This is a genomic window from Stutzerimonas kunmingensis (genome assembly GCF_021432085.1).
Classification (GTDB): domain Bacteria; phylum Pseudomonadota; class Gammaproteobacteria; order Pseudomonadales; family Pseudomonadaceae; genus Stutzerimonas.
This window is the reverse complement of record NZ_CP090366.1, coordinates 4,266,500-4,289,030: the sequence shown is the minus strand read 5'-3', so window position 1 is coordinate 4,289,030 and position 22,531 is coordinate 4,266,500. Positions and strand designations below refer to the sequence as shown.

21 protein-coding genes are annotated in these 22,531 nt (G+C 65.8%); 12 read left to right on the top strand and 9 right to left on the bottom strand.

Translation table 11 applies throughout. From position 1 onward, the window contains the following. Positions 1 to 45: 45 nt before the first annotated feature. Positions 46 to 510 (bottom strand): cupin domain-containing protein, encoded by a 465-nt coding sequence (locus tag LW136_RS20475; protein ID WP_230697671.1) that lies wholly within the window; start codon positions 508 to 510, stop codon positions 46 to 48. Positions 511 to 1,072: 562 nt separating this feature from the next. Between LW136_RS20475 and LW136_RS20470 the strand changes: the two genes are divergently transcribed. Further along, a complete protein-coding gene (locus LW136_RS20470) occupies positions 1,073 to 2,710 on the top strand; it encodes a methyl-accepting chemotaxis protein (RefSeq protein ID WP_234173920.1) in 1,638 nt (545 codons plus the stop codon). A 75-nt stretch (positions 2,711 to 2,785) separates the two neighbouring features. On the opposite strand, the gene LW136_RS20465 is transcribed toward LW136_RS20470, so the two are convergent. After that, the gene (locus LW136_RS20465; RefSeq protein WP_014821899.1) at positions 2,786 to 4,099 is read right to left on the bottom strand and encodes a 2-hydroxycarboxylate transporter family protein; all 1,314 of its coding nucleotides are present in this window, start codon (positions 4,097 to 4,099) and stop codon (positions 2,786 to 2,788) included. 249 nt (positions 4,100 to 4,348) lie between these two features. On the opposite strand from LW136_RS20465, the gene dcuS reads away from it, so the two are divergent. After that, on the top strand, positions 4,349 to 5,956 hold the full coding sequence (gene dcuS, locus LW136_RS20460; RefSeq protein ID WP_313403451.1) for a DcuS/MalK family sensor histidine kinase: 1,608 nt from the start codon (positions 4,349 to 4,351) through the stop codon (positions 5,954 to 5,956). Next, positions 5,953 to 6,678 carry a response regulator gene (locus tag LW136_RS20455; RefSeq protein WP_234173911.1) on the top strand — a complete coding sequence of 242 codons (726 nt, stop codon included), beginning with the start codon at positions 5,953 to 5,955 and terminating at the stop codon, positions 6,676 to 6,678. Before dcuS ends, LW136_RS20455 begins: the two co-directional genes overlap by 4 nt. On the opposite strand, the gene LW136_RS20450 is transcribed toward LW136_RS20455, so the two are convergent. The 5 genes from LW136_RS20450 to LW136_RS20430 form a co-directional block, all read right to left on the bottom strand. Next, positions 6,675 to 7,724: a serine hydrolase domain-containing protein gene (locus LW136_RS20450; RefSeq protein WP_234173910.1), complete on the bottom strand. Its 1,050-nt coding sequence runs from the start codon at positions 7,722 to 7,724 to the stop codon at positions 6,675 to 6,677. The genes LW136_RS20455 and LW136_RS20450 overlap by 4 nt on opposite strands. Positions 7,725 to 7,803: 79 nt before the next feature. After that, complete coding sequence (locus tag LW136_RS20445) at positions 7,804 to 8,250, bottom strand: DUF2147 domain-containing protein (RefSeq protein ID WP_234173908.1); 447 nt, start codon at positions 8,248 to 8,250, stop codon at positions 7,804 to 7,806. 104 nt (positions 8,251 to 8,354) lie between these two features. Continuing rightward, entirely contained in the window at positions 8,355 to 9,305 is a 951-nt protein-coding gene (locus tag LW136_RS20440; RefSeq protein WP_234173905.1) for an alpha/beta hydrolase, read from the bottom strand. Then, positions 9,302 to 9,619: a DUF2218 domain-containing protein gene (locus LW136_RS20435; RefSeq protein ID WP_101276265.1), complete on the bottom strand. Its 318-nt coding sequence runs from the start codon at positions 9,617 to 9,619 to the stop codon at positions 9,302 to 9,304. The genes LW136_RS20440 and LW136_RS20435 overlap by 4 nt, the downstream gene beginning before the upstream one ends. A 54-nt stretch (positions 9,620 to 9,673) precedes the next feature. Continuing rightward, the gene (locus LW136_RS20430; protein ID WP_234173904.1) at positions 9,674 to 11,812 is read right to left on the bottom strand and encodes a TonB-dependent siderophore receptor; all 2,139 of its coding nucleotides are present in this window, start codon (positions 11,810 to 11,812) and stop codon (positions 9,674 to 9,676) included. A 172-nt stretch (positions 11,813 to 11,984) separates the two neighbouring features. On the opposite strand from LW136_RS20430, the gene LW136_RS20425 reads away from it, so the two are divergent. From LW136_RS20425 to LW136_RS20400, 6 genes are all read left to right on the top strand, one after another. Continuing rightward, positions 11,985 to 12,953, top strand: a complete 969-nt coding sequence (locus tag LW136_RS20425) for a helix-turn-helix transcriptional regulator (protein ID WP_234173902.1) — start codon at positions 11,985 to 11,987, stop codon at positions 12,951 to 12,953. 111 nt (positions 12,954 to 13,064) lie between these two features. After that, a complete protein-coding gene (locus LW136_RS20420; protein WP_014821890.1) occupies positions 13,065 to 13,388 on the top strand; it encodes a hypothetical protein in 324 nt (107 codons plus the stop codon). Between the two features lie 254 nt (positions 13,389 to 13,642). After that, positions 13,643 to 14,410, top strand: a complete 768-nt coding sequence (locus LW136_RS20415) for a substrate-binding periplasmic protein (protein ID WP_044315363.1) — start codon at positions 13,643 to 13,645, stop codon at positions 14,408 to 14,410. Next, positions 14,407 to 15,747, top strand: coding sequence for a GGDEF domain-containing protein (locus LW136_RS20410; RefSeq protein ID WP_090521794.1), 1,341 nt, complete (start codon positions 14,407 to 14,409; stop codon positions 15,745 to 15,747). Before LW136_RS20415 ends, LW136_RS20410 begins: the two co-directional genes overlap by 4 nt. A gap of 15 nt (positions 15,748 to 15,762) precedes the next feature. Beyond that, positions 15,763 to 16,494, top strand: a complete 732-nt coding sequence (locus tag LW136_RS20405) for a substrate-binding periplasmic protein (protein WP_234173900.1) — start codon at positions 15,763 to 15,765, stop codon at positions 16,492 to 16,494. Positions 16,495 to 16,735: 241 nt separating this feature from the next. Further along, the gene (locus LW136_RS20400) at positions 16,736 to 17,647 is read left to right on the top strand and encodes an alpha/beta fold hydrolase (protein WP_234173897.1); all 912 of its coding nucleotides are present in this window, start codon (positions 16,736 to 16,738) and stop codon (positions 17,645 to 17,647) included. 234 nt (positions 17,648 to 17,881) lie between these two features. Here LW136_RS20400 and LW136_RS20395 read toward each other — a convergent pair whose 3' ends face one another. Beyond that, a complete protein-coding gene (locus tag LW136_RS20395; protein WP_234173895.1) occupies positions 17,882 to 18,274 on the bottom strand; it encodes a DUF4168 domain-containing protein in 393 nt (130 codons plus the stop codon). A 149-nt stretch (positions 18,275 to 18,423) separates the two neighbouring features. Here LW136_RS20395 and LW136_RS20390 point away from each other — a divergent pair, with 149 nt between their 5' ends. The 3 genes from LW136_RS20390 to LW136_RS20380 all read left to right on the top strand — a co-directional run bounded on the left by LW136_RS20390 (position 18,424) and on the right by LW136_RS20380 (position 21,808). Beyond that, positions 18,424 to 19,905 carry a sensor histidine kinase gene (locus tag LW136_RS20390; RefSeq protein WP_234173889.1) on the top strand — a complete coding sequence of 494 codons (1,482 nt, stop codon included), beginning with the start codon at positions 18,424 to 18,426 and terminating at the stop codon, positions 19,903 to 19,905. Further along, positions 19,898 to 21,286: a sigma-54-dependent transcriptional regulator gene (locus tag LW136_RS20385; protein WP_044314683.1), complete on the top strand. Its 1,389-nt coding sequence runs from the start codon at positions 19,898 to 19,900 to the stop codon at positions 21,284 to 21,286. Before LW136_RS20390 ends, LW136_RS20385 begins: the two co-directional genes overlap by 8 nt. Positions 21,287 to 21,349: 63 nt before the next feature. Next, positions 21,350 to 21,808: a YehS family protein gene (locus tag LW136_RS20380; protein ID WP_125861078.1), complete on the top strand. Its 459-nt coding sequence runs from the start codon at positions 21,350 to 21,352 to the stop codon at positions 21,806 to 21,808. A 51-nt stretch (positions 21,809 to 21,859) separates the two neighbouring features. On the opposite strand, the gene LW136_RS20375 is transcribed toward LW136_RS20380, so the two are convergent. Beyond that, positions 21,860 to 22,531, bottom strand: a complete 672-nt coding sequence (locus LW136_RS20375) for a DUF799 domain-containing protein (RefSeq protein ID WP_234175292.1) — start codon at positions 22,529 to 22,531, stop codon at positions 21,860 to 21,862.

Here is a 22,531-nt window from a genome sequence, read left to right as displayed (position 1 = left end):
GGCGAAAGGCCTGAGCCGTGGAGCTAAAAAAGAAAGCCGTATCGCTCAGCGTTTTGAGCCGTTGCGCGGATCATCCGCCGGGTCGAGATAGCTGATGCCCCAGGGGCCGGTGGCAATCAGCTGCACGATGGTTTCCTCTTCCTCGGTCCAGACGTAGTGGGCATGCTCGGCGGGCAGAGCAAAGCTGTCACCAGCCTGCAGAACCTCCCCCCGGGCCTTATCGAATGTCTTTCCCATGCCGTTGCCGAGCTTGCCCTTGAGTACGGTTATCACCTCGCTGAACGGATGCGTGTGGGCTGGAATCGGATAGTTCGGCGGAAACTTCAACATGACCACGAACACCCCGTCCTGGCTGGGGTTGCCGACAAGCAGCGCACTCTGAGCCCCAGGCGGCAGGCTCGTTTCGGCCTGCCAGTCGAGCTGTCCTAGGCGGAATGCCTGCATATCGCTGACGGCGAGCCGCTCAATGGGGTCGGCTGCCCAGGTCGGATTCGCCAGGGTGATAAGCACAGCGGCGCACATTGCTATTGTTTTCATGGAGAGGGTCCTGCACGAGGCTTGTATGAGATGGCGCGAGTCGCCACGCCTCCGCAGGCAAGCTACAGGGAGTCGGCGCTAGCATGTACGAGCATACTCAGGTATGCCGCGGGGCTTGGGCGTCCGCGCGCGCAGCGATACCAAAAGCCGATAAAAGCAATACCTTCTATGTAGCGAAGGAGGCTCGGGCGGTGCCCGCTGGTACCCCCCTTCGACAGACGCCCGGGGGCTCGCCTAGATTGCCGGCCGTGGAGTTCCTGCGTGCGGCCGTACCAGTCATTGCAAACCGGCGACCGGCAAATCAGAAAATTGTACAAGGCTTCTACAGGTCCCGTTCTTGAGCTTGCGATATCTCGCTGCGAACACTAGAACGCCCGGACTCAGCTGTTTCGGGTAATCAGGATGCCGATAAAACTTGTACAAGCAATGTCACAGTGACATCATGTTGTACAAGTTTTGCCCCGCTCCGAGTATTGCTCGGAGCATCAACGACTGACTGAATGGCTGCCTCGCAGTCTGGCTAGAGGAGTGTTCGATGAACAAGCAGATGTCGGTATCCATGCGCCTGGGCCTGGGGTTTCTGGTGATCCTGGCGCTTATGGTGGCGGTCGCCGTGGTCAGTGCGCTCAAAGTCGACGTCATCGACCGCAGCATGAGCCAGATCAGCTCGCAGGCCGGCCTGAAGCAACGCTATGCGATCAACTTCCGCGGCAGCGTGCACGATCGTGCGATTGCCGTGCGGGACGCCGTCAGTGCGGCCGATCCGGCGTTCGCCCGTGAGCAGGTGGCGGAGATCGAGGGGCTGGCGCAGCTGTACACCGATTCGGCGCAGCCGATGAAGGCGATGCTTGCGCAGCCCTCCGCCGACGCCGTGGAAAAGCAGCTGATGCTGCAGATCGAGACCATCGAGGCGAAGACCAACGCGCTGACCCAGCAGGTGGTCGAACTGCGCTTCAGCGAGGGCTCGGGGCGCGCCTACGAATTCCTCCTGGAAAACGTCGCCGGGGCCTATAGCGAGTGGCTGCGGCTGATCAATGCGTTCATCGATCACCAGGAAGCGAGCATCAATCAGGACGTGACCGTGGTCCGCGAAACCGCCAGCGGCTTCCTCGCGCTCATCGTCGCGGTGACCGGTGTGGCGGTTCTGCTGGGTGTGGCCATCGCCGTGGTGATCATTCGCAAGCTGCGTTCGACCCTCGGTGCCGAGCCCGACGAGGTGGCGCGGGTGATCGGCAACCTGGCTAATGGCGATCTGGGTCAGCTGATCGTCACGCCATACCCAGACAGCGTCATGGGTGCGACGGCGAAGATGGCCAGCCGGCTGACCTCGATCATCGCCGAGGTGCGCGCGGCCGCCGATGGCGTCGGCGTCGCCTCGGGTGAATTGCGTACCTCATCGGCGAACAGCAATCAGCAGATCCAGCACCAGTCGGCCGAGGCTGAGCAGGTCGCCACGGCGATCAACCAGATGGCCACGACGGTGAACGAGGTGGCGAGCTTCGCCGCCCGTGCCGCGGCTGCGGCGAAGAGCGCCGACGAGCAGGTCGAGACCGGTACGCGGATCGTCGGCGAGACGGCCATCTCCATCCATAACCTGGCCAAGGTGCTGGAGAGCGCGACCGAAACCGTCAACCAGGTCTCGGCGCAAAGCGGCGACATCGAGAAGATCCTGCAGGTCATCACCGCTATCGCCGAGCAGACCAACCTGCTCGCGCTCAACGCCGCCATCGAGGCGGCGCGTGCCGGCGAGCATGGCCGTGGTTTCGCGGTGGTAGCCGACGAGGTGCGCTCGCTGGCCAATCGCACGCAGCTGTCGTCCAGCGAGATCAGCGAGATGATCGCCTCGCTGCAGGCCGGCGCTGGCAGGGCGGTGGAGGTAATGCAGTCGAGCAAGCTGCTGGCTCAGCAGACCGTCGAGCAGACGCTGCAGGCGGAAAATGCGCTGACCAAGATTCGTCAGGAAGTGGGCTCGATCAACGAGATGAACGCGCAGATCGCGACGGCTTCCGAGGAGCAGAGCGCGGTGGCGGAAGAGGTCAACCAGAGCGTCACGCGCATCCACGACTCGACTGTCGCCAGTTCCGCTGCATCGAATCAGGTGGCGTCCTCCAGCCAGGACCTGACCATGCTGGCCGAGGAGCTGAATCGGCGGGTCAACTATTTCCGCGGTTGACGCAGCCCGTTCGCCGAATAAAAAAAAAGCCCCGACCGCAAGGCCGGGGCTTTTTCATTCCAGGGTCACCGTCGCTCAGGTAAAGAACAGCGGCACCACCACGCTGGAGATCAGCAGGATCAGCGCGCCGCCCAGGCGCGAGGATATCTGTGCGAAGGGCATCAGCGACATGCGACGCGCGGCGGACAATACCGCGACATCGCCGGTGCCGCCCATGTTGGCCATGCACAGCCCGGCGGTGATAGCCGATTCGATCGGGTAGAAGCCCACCAGCTTGCCCACCAGGCCCGCGCCGAAGGCGGCACCGGCGACCACGGCGAAAACGATCAGCACATAGGTCAGCGAGATGGCGTCGATCACCTGACCGAGGTCGGTGAAGGCCACGCCGATGCCGAACAGCAGGGCGAAGGTCCAGTTGCGCGCGACGAAGCGGAACCACTGGGAGGCGGCGTCGTTGATCGACTCGGGCACCAGGTTGCTCACCTTGAGCAGCGCCACCAGCACGATCATCAGGGCGTAGGGATGCAGCGGCACGAACTCGCCGAGAATCTGCCCGGCGACGAAGAAGCTCAGCGCCGCGACCAGACCGACGCCCAGCGCCGGCAGGGTGATAGGCCCTTCCTTCTCGTTGACGTCCACGCCGGGCATCATCTGGCCGTTGCCGGTCAGCGATGGATAGCGGTTGCCGAGGCCATTGAGCAGCCCGGCGATGATGATCGCGAAGACGTTGCCCAGCGCCAGGGCCGGCACCAGGATCGAGATGTAGTAGCTGGCCGGCTGGCCGAGCAGCTGCTCGTAGATCTGGCTCATCGGTACCGCGCCGGCGCCCATGCCGCCGCCCATGATGGGCATGGCGATGACCACCACCGCATCCTGCGGCGAGAAACCCAGCAGCGCGCCCACGGCCATGGCGAACAGCGCGGCGAACAGCACCGAGCAGAGCAGCGGCAACGCGTAGCGCGAGCCGACCTTGACCAGCACCTTGGCGTCCATGCCGAGGATGCTGCCGGTGATCAGCGCGGCGATATAGAAGTCTAGAAAACCGCCGCCCTTCATGAAGCTGGCGACGTCATCGGCCACGGCTGCCGGCAGCCAGCCGAAATAGACCATCGCCGCGGCGCCGAACAGCGCCAGGATCGCGCCGCCGCCGAGGTAGGTCTTGATGATCGGTAGTCGGTCACCGGCGAAGCCAAGCAGCTCGCCGAGCAGCATCATCACCAGCAGCGCGCCGATCATGCCGCTGGGCAGCGTGTCGGTAGCGATGGCGGCGGCCATGACGAGCAAGGCGATGGCGAACAGAGGCAACGGCAGGTTGAAGATGCGTTGGGACAGCAGGGGAATGTTCGGGCTGCCTTCAGGCACGGCAGCGCTCAGCGTGGTCCGATTCATTGTTGTACTCCTTCGAACGTGGCGGCCAGGCGGCGCACGTACGGGTGATGTTTGCGAATGCGCGGTCGGACAACCACGCCGGGGCTACCTTAAGCAGAGATGCTTCGCGGCCAATGTTTGGCGAAGTTAAAAAACCATTACGAAACTAAAAAAAGTGGAGCCGAGCTTGACCCTGGAGCACAGGGCTGGCTCGATCCGGCCCTCTAGCGCGGCGCGTCGAGCGTCCGCTCATGCACTGGAGTGATGGCTGTGCGCTTGCGCCTGAATACGCTGATCTCGCTGCTGGTCGCCGTCATGGTGGTGCTGGCGCTGGCGCTCGCCCTCTGGCTGTTCAACGTGCAGCTGCAGGACACTCTCGAAGAGGGGCAGGCTTCGCGGGTGACCAACCTGGCGCAGAGCGTGGCCGCACGCACCGACGTGCAGCGAGCGCTGGCCAACCCGGATGCCGAATTCAGTCCCGATAATCCGCTGCAACGAGACATCGATGGCCTGCGCCAGCGTCTGGGCGTGGACTTCATCGTGGTGATGAACCCGCGCGCCCTGCGCCTGACGCACCCGGAGCCGGCCCGCGTCGGCCAGGCCTTTCGTGGTGACGACGAAGGTCCGGCGCTGGCCGGCGAGACCTATGCCTCGCGTGCCGATGGCAGCCTGGGGCGCAGTATTCGCGGCTTTGCGCCGGTGCTGAACGACGAGGGAGCGGTGCTCGGTGCCGTCTCGGTGGGGGTTACCCTGGCTTCGCTCGGCGAACTGCTCAAGGCTCATCAGCGCGGCGTGGTGCTCGGTGTACTGGCGCTGATGCTGGTCACCGCCCTCGGTGCGCACATGCTGGCACGCTATATCAAGCGCGTGCTGCTGGGGCTGGAACCCTACGAGATCACCTGGCTGGTGGAGGAGCGTCAGGCGATGCTGGCCTCGGTGCGCGAAGGCGTTCTGGCGGTCGACGACCAGGCGCGCATCACCCTGGTCAACCCCGCCGCCGAGCGCCTGCTGGCCAGCACCGGCCTCGGCAAACCACCGCTAGGCCGGCCGATCGCCGAATACCTGCCCAACAGTGGCCTGCCCGAAGTGCTGGCCAGCGCAACCGAGCAGCGGGACCGTGAGTTCAGCCTCAACGGGCGGGCGATCCTCGCCAATCGTGCGCCGATCCGTCATCAGGGCCGGGTGATCGGCGCCATCGCGACCTTCCGCGACAAGAGCGAAGTCAACGCGCTAGCCGAGCAGCTGACCGGTGTCAGCCGCTATGCCGAAGCGTTGCGGGCGGCGACCCACGAATTCAAGAACAAGCTGCACGTGCTGCTCGGCCTGGCACAGATGGGTGATCTGGATGCCCTGCGCGCCTATCTGCGCGACCTCGCCGATCACCAGCTGGCGCCGGCGACGTCCCTGGTCGAGGGGATCGGTGAGCCGGTGCTGGCGGGCTTTCTGCTCGGCAAGCAGAGCGAGGCCCGCGAGCGCGGCATCCTCTTTCAGGTGGATGTCGAGCACCCGGTGCCTGCCGCCGCGCCCGAGCAGATCCATGGCCTGGTGACCATCCTCGGCAACCTGCTGGAAAACGCCTTCGAAGCGGTGGCCGAAGAGGACGAGCGACGGGTCAACCTGACGCTGGACTACGACGAAGCGCTGCTCTCGCTGCACGTGCAGGACAGCGGTGGCGGAATCGAAGCCGCAGTGCGCGAGCAGATCTTCCAGCGCGGCGTATCCACCAAGGGCGAGCGGCGTGGCATCGGCCTGGCCGCGGTGCAGGAGCAGGTCGAGGCCTGGGGCGGTAGCCTGGCGGTGTATTCCGAGGCCGGTCGTGGCAGCCTGTTCGAGGTTGAATTGCCCTATCGGAGCGCCGCGGGAGACGTCGAATCATGAAAGCAGCCATGCGCGTGCTGATCGTCGAGGACGACCCGATGGTCATGCGCCTGAACGTCGATTACCTGGCCCGGCTCGAGGGCGTCGAGCTGGTCGGCCAGTGCGAGAGCGTGCCGGCCGCGCTCGAATTGCTGGAGCGCGAGGCGGTGGACCTGCTTCTGCTCGACGTCTACCTGCGCAACCGCTCCGGGCTGGAGGTACTGCGCCACCTGCGCGCGCAGGACCGCAACACCGATGCCGTGCTGATCACCGCCGCTTCGGAGATCGAGACCGTGCGCGCGGCGCAACGCCTCGGCGCGCGGGATTACCTGGTCAAACCGTTCAGTTTCGAGCGCTTCCGCGATGCGGTCGAGGCCTGCCGCCGTGCGCGCGATGCGCTGTCCCGCCTGCCGGATCAGCTCGGCCAGGGCGATATCGACCGGCTGTTCAGCCAAGCGCCCGCCACCGACCTGCGCCGCCCCGGCGACCTGCCCAAGGGGCTGACACCGGCATCGCTGGCGCAGGTGGCGCAGGCGATCCTGGCGCTGGACGAGGACAGCTTCACCAGCGAAACCCTGCTGCCGGCCACCGGCATGTCGCGCGTGTCGGTGCGCAAGTACCTCAAGCATCTGAGTGATGCACAGCTGCTGGAAGAATCCTTTCACTACGGGCAGATCGGCCGGCCCTCGTTTCGCTATCGCTGCCTGGACCGCGCCGCGTTGCAAAGGCTGGTGCAGGGTTAGGGACGGGTGCCTGCTGCATGCAACGCGCCGATGATCTCGCCGAGCAGCCGGTGCAGCGCGTCGCGATGCCCCATGGCACCACTGGAGGGTTGTCGGGCGTTGGAGGTCATCACCACCGTCATCTCGAGGCCTGGCACCACGTAGACCATCTGTCCGCCATAGCCCCAGCCGTAGCGCACCGCTTCTCCGCCAAGCTCGGTGATGAACCAGCCATAGCCGTAGCCGTGCCCGGTGTAGCGCGAGCGGGTGCGCGGCGTCCAGGACGCGTCTATCCAGTCCTGCGAGAGCAATCGCTCGCCGGATGCGCTGAGCCCGCCGCGGCGGTAGAGCTCGCCGAAGGCCAGCAGCGAGCGAGGTGTCATCGCCATCTCGTTGCCGCCCAGGTAGATGCCCTGCGGGTCGCGCGTCCAGGCGCTGATGGCGAAGTCGTCGAGCGGCGCCAGCCACTGTCGCGCCAGCTGCAATGTGGTTTTGCCGGTGCGCCGCGTGAGGATGGCCGAGAGCAGATGGCTGGAGCCCGTCGAATAGATCATCGCCGTGCCCGGGTCGGCCTCGAACGGGCGTGCGAGTGCCGCTCGAACCCAGTTGCGACTCGCCACCCAGGCACCGTAGTTGCGCCCGGAGGTGGAGCCGAGCCCGGCCTGCATGCTCAGCAGGTTGCCCACCGTCACCTGCTGCAGACGTGGATCGGGCGTGCTCGGCAGATCGCTTTTCAGCAGCTCCGCAATGGGCTGCTCGACTCTCTCGATGACGCCCTTGTCGATGGCGATGCCGACCAGCGCGGAAACCACCGATTTGGACGCCGATTTGATGTTGCTCGGCGTGGTCGTGCGATGGCCGCGGTAACCACGCTCGGCAAGGATCTCGCCACGCTGGGCGATGATCAGGGTGTGCAGCTGCTCCAGACGCTCGCCCTGCTCGAGCGCGGCGGTCAGCCGGGCATCGGCGGCTGCCAGGGGGCAGAGCAGGAACAGCGCCACCAGGCAGAAAGCGCGGCGAGCGTGAGGTCGTGATGGGTGCGGGAGGCGCAGGGCAAGTGAGTGCATGCAGGGTTCGACCCTGGCCTGGCGCCACCGTGCAATCCGGGAGCCGGGCGGTGGCCTGGCTCCGCGAAGGTGATCGATGTTACTGGCGAATCCAGGTCTGCGTACGGCCCAGTGCCTCGATGCCGATGTAGCCGCGAACCTCCAGCTTGTCGCCGCCTTCGAGCAGCTCTGCCTTGGCCCGGTAGGTCTTGCCCTTGGCCGGGTCGAGAATGGTGCCGTCGCTCCAGGCCTGTTCGCCGTCCGGCTTGAGGTCCCAGAGGATGGTCATGCCGGTGATGGGCTGGTCCTTGCGCTCGCCGTCGCATTCGCTGCAGACCGGATTCGGCCCGTGATCCGACTTGAGGATTTCGGCGACCTTGCCGCTCAGTGTGCCGTCAGCGGCCTCCTGGATTTCGACGATGGACTTGGGCTTTCCGGTTTCGTCGTCGATGGTCTGCCAGCGGCCGGCAGGTGATTCGGCGGCAAGGGCCAGTGACGAGAGCGAGAGTGGCAGGGCCAGCAGCAGGGCATTGAAAAGAGGACGCATGGTATCTCCCGTGATGGAAAAGGCAGCGCCGACTCTAGCACCGGGCCTGTGCCGGCGCTGGCGCTGGCTGGCTGACCGGTCGGTTCTCGTCGCTTTCGTCATCCTCAGTCGTCCTGATCGCGGGATGGCTGGCGTCCGATCGCGGCCGCCAACGCCAGTGCCACGACCGAGCTGTGTGCGGCATTGGTGCCGTGGTTGGCTCCCGGGAACAGCTGGAATTCGCTGTGCAGGCCGTGGCCGGACAGCCGCTGCAGACGGTCGACCAGATCCCGTGCATTGCCGACCATGCGCCGTTCGGCCATATGGCGCTGGCGCAGGTCATCCATGGCGGCATCCGCCGCGGGCTGTTCGGCGCCGCCGGCGGTGACCAGCAGGCGCGCACCGACAGGTTGGTCCGCGAGCTGCCGTTCGAATGCGGCGAGTGTTCGTTCGACATAGCCCTGGTACCACCAGATCGACGGACTGGCGGCCACATAGCCCTGAAATGCCTGCGGCTTGGTGAACAGTGTGTAGAGGGTGAACAGGCCGCCGTAGGAATGGCCGAACAGGATCTGCCGTCGGGCGTCGACCGGGTAGCGCTGGGCGATCAGCGGTTTGAGTTCGTGCTCGATAAAGGCCAGAAAGTCATCGGCACCGCCCGATGGCGGCGGTTCGCGGCCCGGCAGGCGCTGGCGATCCTCGGCTTTGGGCGTGTAATCCTCGGCACGCGCCTTGAAGTCGTACAGGGCCTCGCCGGGGTAGCCGATGCCGACCACCAGTACCGAATCGCGAAGATTAGGGTCGGGCCGATCCTCCAGGGCCTGGGCCTGGATCGCCAACCCCGGAAACAGGGCGTTGCCATCCAGCACATAGAGCACCGGATAGCCACCCGGCGGCGGCGCGTGTCGCGGCTCAGAGACGAAGATGCGGTAGTCCTTGCCAGTGCGTTGCGAATGCAGGTCACGCTGGCTGCTGTGCGGTAGCTGAACTGGCTGCCAGCCGGCTTCTTCCCCGGCGTGTGCCTGTACGGCGGCAAGTCCCAGACTGGCGAGCACGACGAGCAGGGCGCCTTTCATGGCTCGACCTGCCTGTGGCCTGGCGGTAGCGGCCCGTCCAGCCAGTTCACCTTCAGTGCTTCCTCGCCCGAGAAGCGATGGAGGTGGTCGTCGATGACGAAGCGCAGGCGCTTTTCCGCCTCGCCGGCCTCGGCCTGGCAGTCGATCAGCAGTCGCTCGTCATCGGCGAGCATCCGGCACTGGCCGAAGGCGAATTCGACCTGCGCCTGACGTTCGTCCAGCTGGACTTCGGCCTTGTGCGCGAAGTGCTTGCACAGCCGCATCATGTTGCGCGACGCGCGGGGTGTCGCCACCTGGGCGTGAAACTGGGGCATGGTGATCTCCGGAAGTCAGCCGCCGACGCCTACGGGCGCAGGCGGCCAGGTGGATCAGAATTCGTAACGGGCGCCCACCGTGAAGCTGCGCGACGGGCCGTAGAAGTTGAAGGTGCCGACGCTGCCAACCCGCGAAACGTATTTGCGGTCGAGCAGGTTGTTCACGTCGAAGGTGCCGGTCAGCTTGTCGGTGATCGGGTAGGACAGCTTGGCATCCACCACTGCATATCCCGGTGCGCTGAGGCGCGGGCTGCCGGCGCGTTCGATGTAGTAGTCGCTCATCGCGGTCACGCCACCACCGATCCCCAGGCCGCGCAGGGCACCGCCGGGCAGGGTGTACTTGGTCCACAGCGAGGCCTGGTGCTGGGGCATCAGCGCGAAGAGCGCGTTGTCGTCACCGGCCAGGTTCTCGGTCTTCATGTAGGTGTAGCCGGCCAGCACTTCCCAGTCGGGGGTCAGGTAGCCGCTGATTTCCAGTTCGCCACCGCGGATGCGGGTCTTGCCGGTGGCCTCGTAGACGCCGCTGATCGGCGCGCCGCTGTCATCAATGGCGCCGGCCGCGCGGTTCTCGTCGGTGAGCTGGAAGGCGGTGATGCGCGCGTTCAGGTCGCCGCCGAAATAGCTGCCCTTGATGCCGACCTCGTACTGTTCGCCTTCGCGCGGGTCGATGATGCGGCCGTCGGCGCCGGCTTCGCTCTGCGGCTTGAATACCTGCGAGTAGCTGGCGTAGAGGGAGTGCTGGTCATCCAGATCGAACACCAGGCCGCCGTAGGGCGTGACATAGCCGGATTCGCGCACATCCTGCGTGGCGCTGCTGTTCTCGCCTTCGAAGCTGCTGACCCGCGCGCCGCCGATCAGCGCCAGGCGCTGGATCGGGCGGAAGGTCAGCTTGGCGTAGAGGCCGACTTCGCGCTCGTCGGTTTCGGTCGGCGTACCGAAGGTGACGTTCGGCTTGCTGGTGTCGCCCGGCTGGTAGCTGGCGACGTCGATGGCGCCGAGATTGCCGCGGGCGTCCGCATACTCGGTCTCGTAGCGTTTGAAATCGCTGCCGATGACGAACTCGCTGACCTGCCCGAGCAGCTCGAACGGCTGGCTGTAGTTGGCATCGACCGCGAGGGTGTCCTGCTCCAGATCGCGGGCGGTGTAGGCCAGGCTGGTCGCGCCGCTGTTGACGTTGCGCGCGGTGAAGGCATAGAGGTAATCGGTCGCGCGCCTGGAGCCGCGCACCGCCACGCGACCGTAGCCCCCATTGTCGAAGCGATGGGTCAGCTCGGCGACGACGTCGGTGCCGCGGCTGTCGAAATCACCCCAGTCGGCGCCCAGGTAGGTCGAGCGGCTGAAGTCTTCCAGGCTGCCGTCGATGGCGGCCGGATAGCCGTTGTGCGGAAGGATGTCCTTGGTCTGGTGAATCAGCCCGAAGGACATGACGGTGGCGTCGGACAGGTCGATGTCCAGCGCGCCGTAGAAGCTCTCGCTGGTGTTGGCGTTGTAGTCGACCTCGCCGTTGGTGTCGGCGCGGGAGATCACCGTACGGCCGCGCACGCGCCCCTGCTCGTCGAGTGGGCCGGACAGGTCGGCTTCCAGGTAATTTGTGTCCCAGCTGCCGTAGCGCCCGGTCAGGCTGCCCTGGAATTCGCGGGTCGGGCGCTTGCGCACCATGTTGACGATGCCACCCATCTCGCTGGTGCTGTTGAACAGCCCGGACGGCCCGCGCATGACCTCGACCCGATCGAACGGCGACAGCGACGGCAGCGTACCGTTGATGCTGGCCATCGGCGCGGGCAGGCCATCGATGTTGAATTCGTCGTACTCGTAGCCGCGCGCATAGATCGACGAGCGCCCGCTGTCGTTGCTCAGGGTGCGCAGGCCGGTGGAGTACTTGGCCAGGTCATCCAGGTTCACGAACTGGCGGTCGCGGATGTAATCGCTGGTGTACACGCTGATCGACTGCGGGATGTCGCGCAGTTCGGCCGGCGTCTTGGTGCCGACGGTGGCGGCCGGCACGGTGTAGCCTCCGCTTTGCTCCGAAGACGGCATGTCGTACAGGCGGTTGCCTTCGACGGTGATGCTCTCCAGCTGCACCGGCTCGGCCTGAGCGGCGACACTCTGCGCCAGGGCGCTCAACGGAAACGGGGCGAGCAGGCCGGCGAGCAGCAATGGTCTGAGGCTTGAGGTGCGGAGAATTCTGTCCATGGGCGGCTCCTGTCGCAGCGGCGGCGACGTGTTGGCAAACGTTCGCGCTGCTTAATGATAATGATTTGCATCAAAAGATGTCGGCGCGTAGTCTGCCACCCAGCCGCTCCGCGAACCTTTGCGGGGCCGAACATTTGCTTTGCAATCCCGTCAGTTCGAGGCGCAGCGCCGCATGAATCAAGCCGATCACATCATTCGTGGCGATGAGTTGCCGGCCATGAGCAGGCCGGGGCTGCGCCTGCCCAACGAGGATGACGACCGCCTGCTCTACGGCCGGGTGAAGTGGGCGCAGCTGCGGGATGGCCTGTCGCTGCACTGGTCCGATTGCGAAGAGCTGCAGGATTTCGTCACCGAAAACGTGGTTGGTCCGCGGGTATCGTTCGTGCTCTTTCTGCAGGGCCAGAGCCGGGTCAGCTATGGCGATCTGTCGCTGACGCTCGGTCAGTCGGCGTCGCAGCGAGCCCCCGAGGGCGTGGCGGTTTCGATGAACGAGCCCGTGCTGTTCCGCCGCCAGGCGCGCCGCGGCAGTCATATCCGCAAGCTGGTGGTTAGCCTGACGCCGGACTGGTTCGAAGGGCGCGGGGAGGGTGTCGACTCGAGTGATGGCGCGATCCGCCGCTTCATGGACAGTCATCTGACGCCGCGCATCTGGAAGCCCTCGGCGCGGCTGCTGACCCTGGCCGAGCAGATGCTCAACCCGCCCGGCTATGGCGCGCTGCTTCAGGGCCTGTACCTGGAAAGCCGCGCACTGGACATCGCCTGCGAAGCACTGATCAGCCTGGGTGATGGCTCGGCGTCGGCGGAACAGGGCCTGCGCCCGCAGGAGTACCGTCGTCTGCAACGCCTCCTCGCGCTCCTCGACAGCGGTGAGGCCGACGACTGGACGCTGGAGCGCATCGCCCGGGAGATGGGCGTCAATGCCACCACGCTGCAGCGGCAGTTTCGCCTGTTCAAGGGCATGACCGTGTTCGAGTACCAGCGTGCCCGCCGACTGCAACTGGCGCGGGAGGCATTGGAATGTGAAGGTGCCAGCGTCAACGAGGCGGCCTGGCGCGCCGGCTACAACAGTCCGGCCAACTTCGCCACGGCGTTCAAACGCCAGTTCGGCATCAGCCCGCGGCAGGTGCGGGCGCGGGTTTGAACGCTCGGAAGGTGTGCCGTAAGACTTTTGCCCGCGGCCACATCTCGCGGCTGCTTGCTAAGCCGCCACCGCCGCGCCATGCTCGCCACCGGTATTCAAAGGAGCGATTCGATGAAACAGGGATTGTTGGCTACGGTGCTGCTGGCTGTGTTGGCGACACAGGCGCAGGCCGGTTTCCAGAAGGACAGGGAGGCGTTCGACAGGCGCCAGGCCGAGCTCGACCAGCGTTGCGAGTCGGCCCGGGAGGCGAAGCTGGCGCCGCTGCGCGAAGCGGCGTTTCAGGACTGCATGAGAACGACCCGCAACAGTCGCGCCGAGACCGAATGTCGGCGCAAGACCGCCGGTGAAAACGGCAACCGCGCCGGCGGTGCGCCTCGCTTCTATGACTTGCCTGCCTGCGTAGAGGCGTTCGAGCACAAGCGACAGCGGCCCTGAGCGGGAAACGCGGGCGTGCCGCGTAACGCGTGATATAGCCCGGCTGACGGTTGAACAAGCTGGCCCGGCGATCTACGCCATGTGAGCGGCGCCTCTTCCCCCACATTCCCGCCCCCACCGGGCTCGCCATACGTCGGAGAGCTGTGGACGGGCACGCCCATCTGCTCAAGTGTGATGGGCTGGCGCCGAGAAAGGGGTATCTGATTGATTCTAGTGGCCTGCCCCCGATGCCGGCATCCCTCCGAGGACACTGCATGCGTTCGTCCTGGCTCCGCGATCTGAGCGTCGCCCTTGTCCTGCTGGTGTCTGGGGCCTATAGCGCGCTCACCTATGCCCATGCAATCACCGCGGTCACCGAAGAGCTGCCGCCCTACAACATGACCGTCGATGGCGAGCTGACCGGCATGGGCACCGAGGTGGTGAAGGCGGTACTGGAGGAGGCCGGCGAGGACGTGCGCATCCGTTCCATGCCCTGGGCCCGTGCCTATGACATCGCCTTGAACAACGAGAACGTGCTGATCTATTCCATCGCCCGCACGCCGCAGCGCGAGCCCTTGTTCAAGTGGGTCGGGGTGATCGCGCCGACCCGCTGGTTCCTGTTCTCGCTGCCCGGCACCGAGTTCGGCCTGAAAACCCTGGACGATGCCCGGCAATACCAGATAGCCACGGTCAAGGCGGATGTCGGCGAGCAGTATCTGATCGACAAGGGCTTCGCCGTCGGCCGCAACCTGCAGTCGAGCAACAAGTACGAGCACAACTACCAGAAGCTCAAGGCGGGGCGGGTGGATCTGTGGATATCCAACGAACTCAATGCCCATTACCTGGTGCGCCAGGCCAGTGGCGATCCGAACGAGGCGGCGGTGCCGCAGCTGGGCCTGGACGACCTTGGCGGTGCGGATGGCCTGTGCATGGCGTTCAGTCGCGACACGCCGGATGAGGTCGTCGAGCGCTTCCGCCAGGCGCTGGCTCGCGTGCGGGCCGATGGGCGCTACGACGCGATTGTCGCGAAATGGCTGAAATGAACGACGACTCAACCAGCACGATCAGCGAGCCGGTGCCGCGGCCGGTGGGTTCGCTCGGCCGCCGGCTGGTGCTGGCCACACTCGGTTTCTGCCTGCTGTTCACCCTCGCCACCGTCGGGCTGCGGACCTGGACCGCCTGGCAGAACAACCTGGCGGAGATGAACGCCGAGTTGGCGCTGATCGATCAGGTGTTCCGCAGCACCCTGTCCAAGGCGATCTGGGAAATGGACAGTGATTCCCTGCATTCGCAGCTCGACAGCGTGGTGCAGGCCGCGCCCATCGGCCGCGTCGAGCTGCGGATCATCCGCGCCGGCCGCGAGCCGGAACTGGTTCAGCGACAACGCGGTGAGCAGCCGGCCGAGCATCGCGCGCCGCGCCTGCAGCATCAGTTGAGCTACGAACCCTACGCTGGCGCCAGTGAGACGGTAGGCGAGCTGGTGCTCGAAGGCAATGAAGAACTGCTCTGGGAGCGCATGCTTGCCGAGGTCTACGACATCGTCATCACCCAGGTCATCCAGTCGCTGTTGCTGGCCGGGCTGATCATGTGGATGTTCAACCGCACGGTCACCCTGCATGTGCGGCGCATTGCCCGTCACCTGACGCGGCTGACGCCGGACAATCTCGATCGCAGCCTGCGCCTTGATCGTTCGCCGAAGCGGCACGACGAGCTGAGCCTGCTGGAAGGCGGCGTCAACAGCCTGCAGGCGAAACTCTCGGCCTATCTCGAGCGCCAGCACCAGGATGAGCTGGCCCTGGCCGCGCACCGGGACCGCCTTGCCGAGCTGGTTGAAGAGCGCACTGCCGAACTGCGCGCCGCCAATGTGCAACTGGAAGAGCTGTCGCGCAGCGATCCGCTTACCGGACTGGCCAATCGGCGACAGTTCGACGAGATCAAGGAAGTCGAATTCCGCCGTGCGCTGCGTCAGGACCAGCCGTTGGCGGTGCTGATGTGCGACGTGGATTTCTTCAAGCGCTACAACGACCACTACGGCCACGCCCAGGGCGACCAGTGCCTGCGAATGGTCGCCGACACGTTGCAGTCCGTGTTCGCCCGCGCTGGCGAGGTGGTCGCGCGGCTTGGCGGCGAGGAATTCGTCGTGCTGCTGCCCGGCGTCGATGCCGAGGCCGCGCGGCGGGCGGCGGTGCGCCTGCAGCAACGCCTGGCCGAGCGCGAGTTGCCCCACGAGGCTTCCGCCGTTTCACCCTACGTGACCTTCAGCATCGGCCTGGCCGTGCTCGATCCGGACACCATGGACCAATTCGACCAACTGCTGCACCGCGCGGACGAGGCCCTCTATCGGGCCAAGACCCACGGGCGCAACTGCATTTCCGCCTGATCGCATGAGGACTGCATGATGCATCCGTTTGCCTGGACCGCTTTCTTCCTTGCGTTGCTCGGCACCACCACGGCCAACGCCGGTCCGCTGCGCGTGGTGACCGAAGACACCGCCTACAGCTACCTGGAGAACGGCAAGGTAGCCGGCACGGCGAGCCGGGTCGTCGAGGCCACCCTGCAGCGCGCCGGCCTCAACGACTACCAGGTCAGCCTCTACCCGTGGGCGCGGGCGTATGACATGGCCCTGCGCGAGCCCGGCGTACTGATTTACCTGATCGCACGCACCTCCGAACGCGAAGCGCTGTTCCGCTGGGTCGGCGAGATCATGCGCATCGACTACCACTTTTACAAACTCAGCGAGCGGGGCGATATCCGGGTGCCGGACCTGGAGGCGGCCAAGGCCTACCGGATCGGCGTCATGCGCGAGGACGTCCGGCACCAGTACCTGCAGGCCAACGGCTTCAGCAAGATCGTGGTGAGTGCGCACAACAGCGACAACTTCAAGCGCCTGGTCAACGGCCAGGTCGACCTGGTGCCGATGCCCGAGCACGACATGCTCGCCCTGTGCGCCGAGGCCGGCGTCGACCCGGCCACGGTCGAGAAGGTCTTCAGCCCGCACACCTCGACACAGCTCTACATGGCCTACAGCCGCCAGACCGACGACGACACCGTGCTGCGCACCCAGGCCGCCTTCGAGCATCTGCAGGCCGAAGGCGAGGTGGCCCGGATCATGGCGGGGCAGCCGTGAACTGACCTGGTGGCGCGGTCGGGCGGTAACCGTTCCAGGCGCCCGAGAGGGACTGGGCGAACCTTGGTTCCGTCGCAGTAATGGCGTTTTCCGCGTATGCAGAACCATTGATTCGCCCCCCCTTTTCCTCCCAGCAGCGCCCAGCTGACTCGCCGGGCCACCAAGCTGGCCGGCACGGCAAGTCGTCATGCCGTAGCAGCCCGCTAGACTGGCTTCGTCTCCATGAAAACAAGAAGAACGAATGAGTAGCACCGACGGCATGGCACTGGATACCTGGCGCGCCAGCGCTCGCGAGTTCGATTTTGGCGGCAGGCGCATCCGCTACTGGACGGCTGGCGAAGGTGAGCCGCTGCTGCTGATCCATGGATTTCCCACCGCCAGCTGGGACTGGCACAAGGTCTGGCAGCCACTTGCGGCGCGCTATCGGCTGGTTGCCTGCGACATGCTCGGCTTCGGCTATTCGGCCAAGCCGCGCGGGCACGCCTACAGCCTGATCGAGCAGGCCGATCTGCAGCAGGCGCTGCTGGCGGAGCTGGGTATAGACGGTGCGATCCATGTGCTGGCGCATGACTATGGCGACAGCGTCGCTCAGGAGCTGCTGGCGCGGCATTGCGAAGGGCGCATCGCGCTGGCCAGTTGCGTGTTCCTCAATGGCGGGCTGTTCCCGGAAACCCATCATCCGGTGCGGGTGCAGAAACTGCTGCTCGGCCCGTTCGGCTTTCTGCTGGGCAGGCTGTTCTCGCGGCGTACGCTCGGGACGACCTTCGGCCGGGTGTTCGGTGCGCAGACGCAGCCGAGCGACGCTGAGCTGGACGATTACTGGCGACTGATCGCCGAGAGCGACGGACCGGCGGTGATGCACCGGCTGATCCGCTACATGCCCGAGCGGGTCAGGCAACGCGAGCGCTGGGTTACGGCCATGCAGCGCTGCAATGTGCCGTTGCGGGTGATCGACGGCGCGGCCGATCCGATCTCCGGTGCACATATGGTCGCTCGCTACCGCGAGCTGATTCCGAGGCCCGACACCGTGCTGCTGGAGGGCATCGGTCACTACCCGCAGGTCGAGGCGCCTGAGCGGGTGCTTGAACACTACTTCGACTTTCGACGCGCCATGCCTCTGTACACCGCGACTGTTGAGTCGGCGGCACGCTAGCCTGTTCGGTGGTGCATCGGCGTCGGAGTGGCTACAAGGGCGATAGGCCTTGCTGAATGAAGACCTGGGGGAGGTCGCCCGGCCGGTTATTCCCGTCAGATACCCGTTTGAATACAGCAACTTCAGGGTTCTGGCATCCAGACGCAAGAAGCCCCGCCGGCATCAGCCAAACGGGGCTTCCTCGTTACCCTGCGCGAGCTGCCTCAGGCAGCGCCGCGCGGCGTCAGCGGTGTATCACTGCTGCATCATCGCGATCACACGATTGCGCAGTTCCGGGTCGGTCTGCACGGCTTCGTTGATGGCGTTGTATTCGTCGATGCTGATGTCGTTTTCCTCGATCACGCCGAGCATCTTTTCGTTGGCCTGCTGCTGAAGATCGCGGGCTTTGTCGGCGTCTTCGGTCTTCTGCAGCTTGCCGGTGAATTCCTCGCGGATCTCCATGATCTCGCCGAGCGACTCGGCGAAGCTTTCCAGTTTTTTCTCACCGAACTGCTGCACCTGTGCGCCGGCGGCTGGCTGCGCGGTAGGTGCCGGGTTGGCTGATTGCGCCGATGCAAGGGGGGCGGCCAGGCCGAGGAACAGCGAGAAGATTCCGGCGAAGGCGAGACGAGCGTTGTGCTGGGTCATGTTCATTCCTGCTTCGGTTAAAGACGCCTTCAGCAGTGCAGCAGCCGTGCCAGGTCTGCATCTATCGCATAACCGATTGATAAATAACTAATTGTCCTTTTCATCGGCGCGCGGTGGCCCCTCGTCGCGAGGTCATGTAGTGTGCCGGTATGACACATGTATCAATCTGGCAGCGCCCGGCGAGCCTGCGTGGCGCGCTTCTGCTCAAGGTCATCGTGCCGCTCATGGCGATCATGTTCGGCTTCAGTTCGGTGGTGCTCTGGACGGTCGAGCGCAGCAGCGAGCGGCGCCTGCAGGCCGAGGTCGAGCTGGTCGCGCGAGCGGTGCGCCTGCCGCTCAGCGCCAGCCTGGAGAAGAACCACGAGCGCACCCTGCAGCAGGTGCTGGAATCGGTGCTCGGCGTCGGTCGCGTGTATGGCGCCTATGTTTACGACCGCGATGGCAAGCTCGCGGCCTACGCCGGTGCGGTGGAACCGGATCAGGACGAGTCGGCGATCCAGCAGCTCACCGCCGGCGGCGAGCTGACCGGCACCTATCAGCGCATCAATGGCCGCCCGGTTTATTCCTACTTCGTTCCGCTGGAGGAAAGTGGCGGGCAGATCAATGGCCTGCTGCAGGTAACCCGGCGCTGGGGCGATTTCGAGCAGGACATCCGCCGCCTGCGCCTGATCGCCGCGGGCCTGGGCGGCTTGCTCGCCGGGGTGGCGCTGGTGGTGATCCTGCTCGGCCATCGCTCCGCGGTGGGCAAGCATCTGCAGCAGCTGGCACGCAGCATGGAGCGCGTCGCGGCCGGCGAGCGCGAGCATCGTGCGCCACGCAGCGGGCCACAGGAGATCGTCGTGCTCTCCGGCGCGCTGAACCAGATGCTCGACAGCATCGCCGCCGCCGAGCGCCAGGTGGCCGAGCAGCAGGCCCGCGAAGAGCAGTTGCAGGCGCGCCTGCGCCAGAGTCAGCAACTGGCGGCAGTGGGGCGGCTGGCGGCTGGTGTCGCGCATGAGCTGGGCAGCCCGCTGAGTGTGATCGACGGCAAGGCGCAGCGCGTGTTGCGCGACGACGAGCTGGGCGAAACCCATCGCCGTGCGCTGTTGCAGATTCGCCAGCAGGTGGCCCGGCTCAGTGCCATCGTCCGCCAGTTGCTGGATTTCGGCCGCGCCGCAGGCTCGCCGCTGCGCAAGGTGCCCGCCGAGGTGCTGGCGCATTCGGCAGCCGCGGCGGTGGCCGATGAGCTGGCCGCGCTGCAGGTGCGGCTGGAGCTGCAGGCACCGGCACAAACCCTGTACTGCCGGGTCGACCCGCCGCGTTTCGAGCAGGCGCTGACCAATCTGCTGCGCAATGCCGCCCAGGCCAGCCCTGGCGGATTGGTGCGCCTGCGCTGGTGGCGCGATGCTGCCGAGCTGATGTTGCAGGTCGAGGACGACGGTCCCGGCATTGCCGAGTCGAACCGCGTCGCGCTGTTCGAGCCGTTTTTCACCACCAAAGCGGTGGGCGAGGGCAGTGGGCTGGGGCTGGCGGTTGCCCATGGCGTGGTCAGCGAGTGCGGTGGACGAATCGAACTGGTCGACGGCAGCCTGCCGGGCGCGGCCTTCCGTATCGCATTGCCATTGATCGACGAGGAGGTTGAGCATGACTGAAGTGACGCAGGAGCGGGTCCTGCTGGTCGAGGACGACGACAGCCTGCGCCAGTTGCTGGTCGAGGAGCTGGAAGACCGCGGCCTGCAGGTGCGCGCGCTGGCCAGTGCGGAGGAGGCGGTCGGCTCGCTGGAAAGCTGGGAGCCGGCGCTGGTGGTCAGCGATCTGCGCCTGCCCGGTGCCGATGGCATGGCGCTGTTGCGACGGGTCAGGACGATGCAGGCGGCGCCGGCATTCCTGGTGATCACCGCGTTCGGCAGCATTCAGCAGGCGGTAGCGGCGCTCAAGGAAGGCGCCGACGAGTTCCTTACCAAGCCGCTGGACCTCGAGCACTTCGCCCTGGCGGTGGCCCGTGCGCTGGAGACGCGACGCCTGCGCGACGAGGTGCGGCGCTTCCAGCAGCTGCTCAGCGACGACCGTTTCCACGGCATGCTCGGCCGCAGCCGGGTTATGCGCGGCTTGTTCGATCAGATCCGCCAGCTTGCCCGCGCCGAGGGGCCGGTGCTGGTGATTGGCGAGAGCGGCACCGGCAAGGAGCTGGTCGCCCGCGCCGTGCATGCGGAAAGCGAACGTGCCAGAGGGCCATTCCTTGCGATCAACTGCGCCGGGCTGCCGGCCGAATTGCTGGAAAGCGAATTCTTCGGCCATGTCTCTGGCGCCTTCACCGGCGCCAACCGCGCGCACAAGGGACTTTTCCAGCAGGCCGACGGTGGCACGCTGTTTCTCGACGAGATCGGCGAGATGCCGCTGCCGCTGCAGGCCAAGCTCCTGCGCGTGCTGCAGGAAGGCACGATCCGCCCGGTGGGTGCCGAGCGTGAGCTGAGCGTGGATGTGCGCATCATCGCGGCGAGCAACCGCCCGCTGGAAACCGAGGCCGGCCGTGAGGCCTTCCGCGAGGACCTGTTCTTCCGCCTGGAAACCTTCATCCTGCAGGTGCCGCCGCTGCGTGATCGCGAGGAGGACCTCGAACTGCTGGCCGCCGGCTTCGTCGCCCACTTTGCCGCGCGCAGCGGGCGGCCGGTGCGCGGCATCGCGCCGGCGGCACTGGCGCAGCTGCGACGCTATCCGTTCCCGGGCAACGTGCGCGAACTGCAGAACGCCATCGAGCGTGCGGTGACCTTCTGCCACGGACGCAGCATCGAGCTGGAGCACCTGCCCAGCCGCATCGCCGACTATCGTGATGACAAGGCGCGCAGTGCCGGCGCCGAACTGCTCGCTCAGCTCAGCGATGGCCCGCTGCTACCGACTCTGGAGGAGCTGGAGCTGCGTTATATCGAGCATGTGCTGAAGCTGGTGGACGGCAACAAGCGCCGCGCCGCGGCCCTGCTCGGCATCGGCCGGCGCACGTTGTACCGTCGCCTCGGCGAGCGTGAAGACGGTTGATCGGACTCGCCGCAAGGCGCCCGAAAGCGCACACTGCCGGCCTTTTCTCAGTGAGGAGCGAACATGCTCAATAACGACGTCCTGCGCAGCCTGCGCTACACCCTCAAGGCCAGTGATGCACAGATGGCCGAAATTGCCGCCCTGGGTGGCTGCACGGTGGACGATGCCGAGGTTCGCGCCTGGCTCAGCCGCGAGGACGAGGACGGCTATCAGGAATGCCCGGACGAAGCGATGGCGCGTTTTCTCGACGGGCTGATCTACTTCAAGCGCGGCAAGGACGAAAGCCGTCCGGCACCGCCGCTGGAGCTGCCGGTCAGCAACAACCAGATCCTGAAGAAACTGCGGGTGGCCTTCGAGCTGCGCGACGAAGACCTGCAGGCGATCCTGCATGCCGCCGACCTGCAGCTGTCGAAATCCGAACTCGGCGCGCTGTTCCGCAAGCCCGGCCACAGCAACTACCGCGCCTGCGGCGATCAGCTGCTGCGCAATTTCCTCAAGGGCCTTTCGCTGCGCCAGGGTTGAGCGGCAAGGGCGGCTGAGCGTTCTCTACGCGGCCGCCCGCATGACACCTGGTTAGCGGCTGGCCAACCGGCTCGGGTGTTGCGGCGAGCGGGGCCCGCTGAGAATGCCGTTAGGGATGCCGGCAGTCAGCAGGCGACGGCTGGTGATGCCAGCGATCTCATGGCCGCGATCGCTGAGGGTGTTGACGATCTGGTTGACGGCTGCGGTGATGAGCATGCCCACCAGGCCTCCGCTGCTCTGGTTCTGGTTTTCCGCCGAGCTGGCCAGCGCCTTCCCTTCCCAGAGCAGGTCGCCGCTGCGCAGGTCGACGAGCTTGCCGTGCGCTTCCACTGCGACTTCGCTAGTCAGTACCTTGTAGCTGCTGCCGTAACGGGTGACCTCGATATACAGGGCTGCGTCCGCGCCGAAAATCTCGCGAAGTTTCGCCGGCGGGGCCATGTGCATCTCGTCGGCATTCATCAAGCCGTTCTGTTTGAACGTCTCGTCCACCACAGCCACCGGCAGCACGTAATAGCCGGCTTCGGCGAGCGGGTAGCTGACTTGCGAGAGCACGCTGTAGCTGGCCTTGATGTCCGGTGAGCGATTGACCGGGGGCAATACCAAAATCGATGCCGGATTGTTCCGCTCGAATGCACTGTAGTCGTAGGGTGTCGGTGTCGCGCAGCCGCCGAGCACGCTCAGGGCAGCGAGCACCAGCAGGGTTTTCAGACTGATGTTTGGCAT

What these genes read in the sequence shown, in the direction of transcription:
- LW136_RS20455 (WP_234173911.1), top strand. Translation starts at nt 5,953, where the DNA reads ATGAAAGCAGCCATGCGCGTGCTGATCGTCGAGGACGACCCGATGGTC.
- LW136_RS20410 (WP_090521794.1), top strand. Translation starts at nt 14,407, where the DNA reads ATGAACGACGACTCAACCAGCACGATCAGCGAGCCGGTGCCGCGGCCG.
- LW136_RS20380 (WP_125861078.1), top strand. Translation starts at nt 21,350, where the DNA reads ATGCTCAATAACGACGTCCTGCGCAGCCTGCGCTACACCCTCAAGGCC.
- LW136_RS20400 (WP_234173897.1), top strand. Translation starts at nt 16,736, where the DNA reads ATGAGTAGCACCGACGGCATGGCACTGGATACCTGGCGCGCCAGCGCT.
- LW136_RS20445 (WP_234173908.1), bottom strand. Translation starts at nt 8,250, where the DNA reads ATGCGTCCTCTTTTCAATGCCCTGCTGCTGGCCCTGCCACTCTCGCTC.
- LW136_RS20385 (WP_044314683.1), top strand. Translation starts at nt 19,898, where the DNA reads ATGACTGAAGTGACGCAGGAGCGGGTCCTGCTGGTCGAGGACGACGAC.
- LW136_RS20440 (WP_234173905.1), bottom strand. Translation starts at nt 9,305, where the DNA reads ATGAAAGGCGCCCTGCTCGTCGTGCTCGCCAGTCTGGGACTTGCCGCC.
- LW136_RS20390 (WP_234173889.1), top strand. Translation starts at nt 18,424, where the DNA reads ATGACACATGTATCAATCTGGCAGCGCCCGGCGAGCCTGCGTGGCGCG.
- LW136_RS20430 (WP_234173904.1), bottom strand. Translation starts at nt 11,812, where the DNA reads ATGGACAGAATTCTCCGCACCTCAAGCCTCAGACCATTGCTGCTCGCC.
- LW136_RS20470 (WP_234173920.1), top strand. Translation starts at nt 1,073, where the DNA reads ATGAACAAGCAGATGTCGGTATCCATGCGCCTGGGCCTGGGGTTTCTG.
- LW136_RS20375 (WP_234175292.1), bottom strand. Translation starts at nt 22,531, where the DNA reads ATGCCAAACATCAGTCTGAAAACCCTGCTGGTGCTCGCTGCCCTGAGC.
- LW136_RS20420 (WP_014821890.1), top strand. Translation starts at nt 13,065, where the DNA reads ATGAAACAGGGATTGTTGGCTACGGTGCTGCTGGCTGTGTTGGCGACA.
- LW136_RS20435 (WP_101276265.1), bottom strand. Translation starts at nt 9,619, where the DNA reads ATGCCCCAGTTTCACGCCCAGGTGGCGACACCCCGCGCGTCGCGCAAC.
- LW136_RS20405 (WP_234173900.1), top strand. Translation starts at nt 15,763, where the DNA reads ATGATGCATCCGTTTGCCTGGACCGCTTTCTTCCTTGCGTTGCTCGGC.
- LW136_RS20450 (WP_234173910.1), bottom strand. Translation starts at nt 7,724, where the DNA reads ATGCACTCACTTGCCCTGCGCCTCCCGCACCCATCACGACCTCACGCT.
- LW136_RS20425 (WP_234173902.1), top strand. Translation starts at nt 11,985, where the DNA reads ATGAATCAAGCCGATCACATCATTCGTGGCGATGAGTTGCCGGCCATG.
- LW136_RS20395 (WP_234173895.1), bottom strand. Translation starts at nt 18,274, where the DNA reads ATGACCCAGCACAACGCTCGTCTCGCCTTCGCCGGAATCTTCTCGCTG.
- LW136_RS20465 (WP_014821899.1), bottom strand. Translation starts at nt 4,099, where the DNA reads ATGAATCGGACCACGCTGAGCGCTGCCGTGCCTGAAGGCAGCCCGAAC.
- LW136_RS20415 (WP_044315363.1), top strand. Translation starts at nt 13,643, where the DNA reads ATGCGTTCGTCCTGGCTCCGCGATCTGAGCGTCGCCCTTGTCCTGCTG.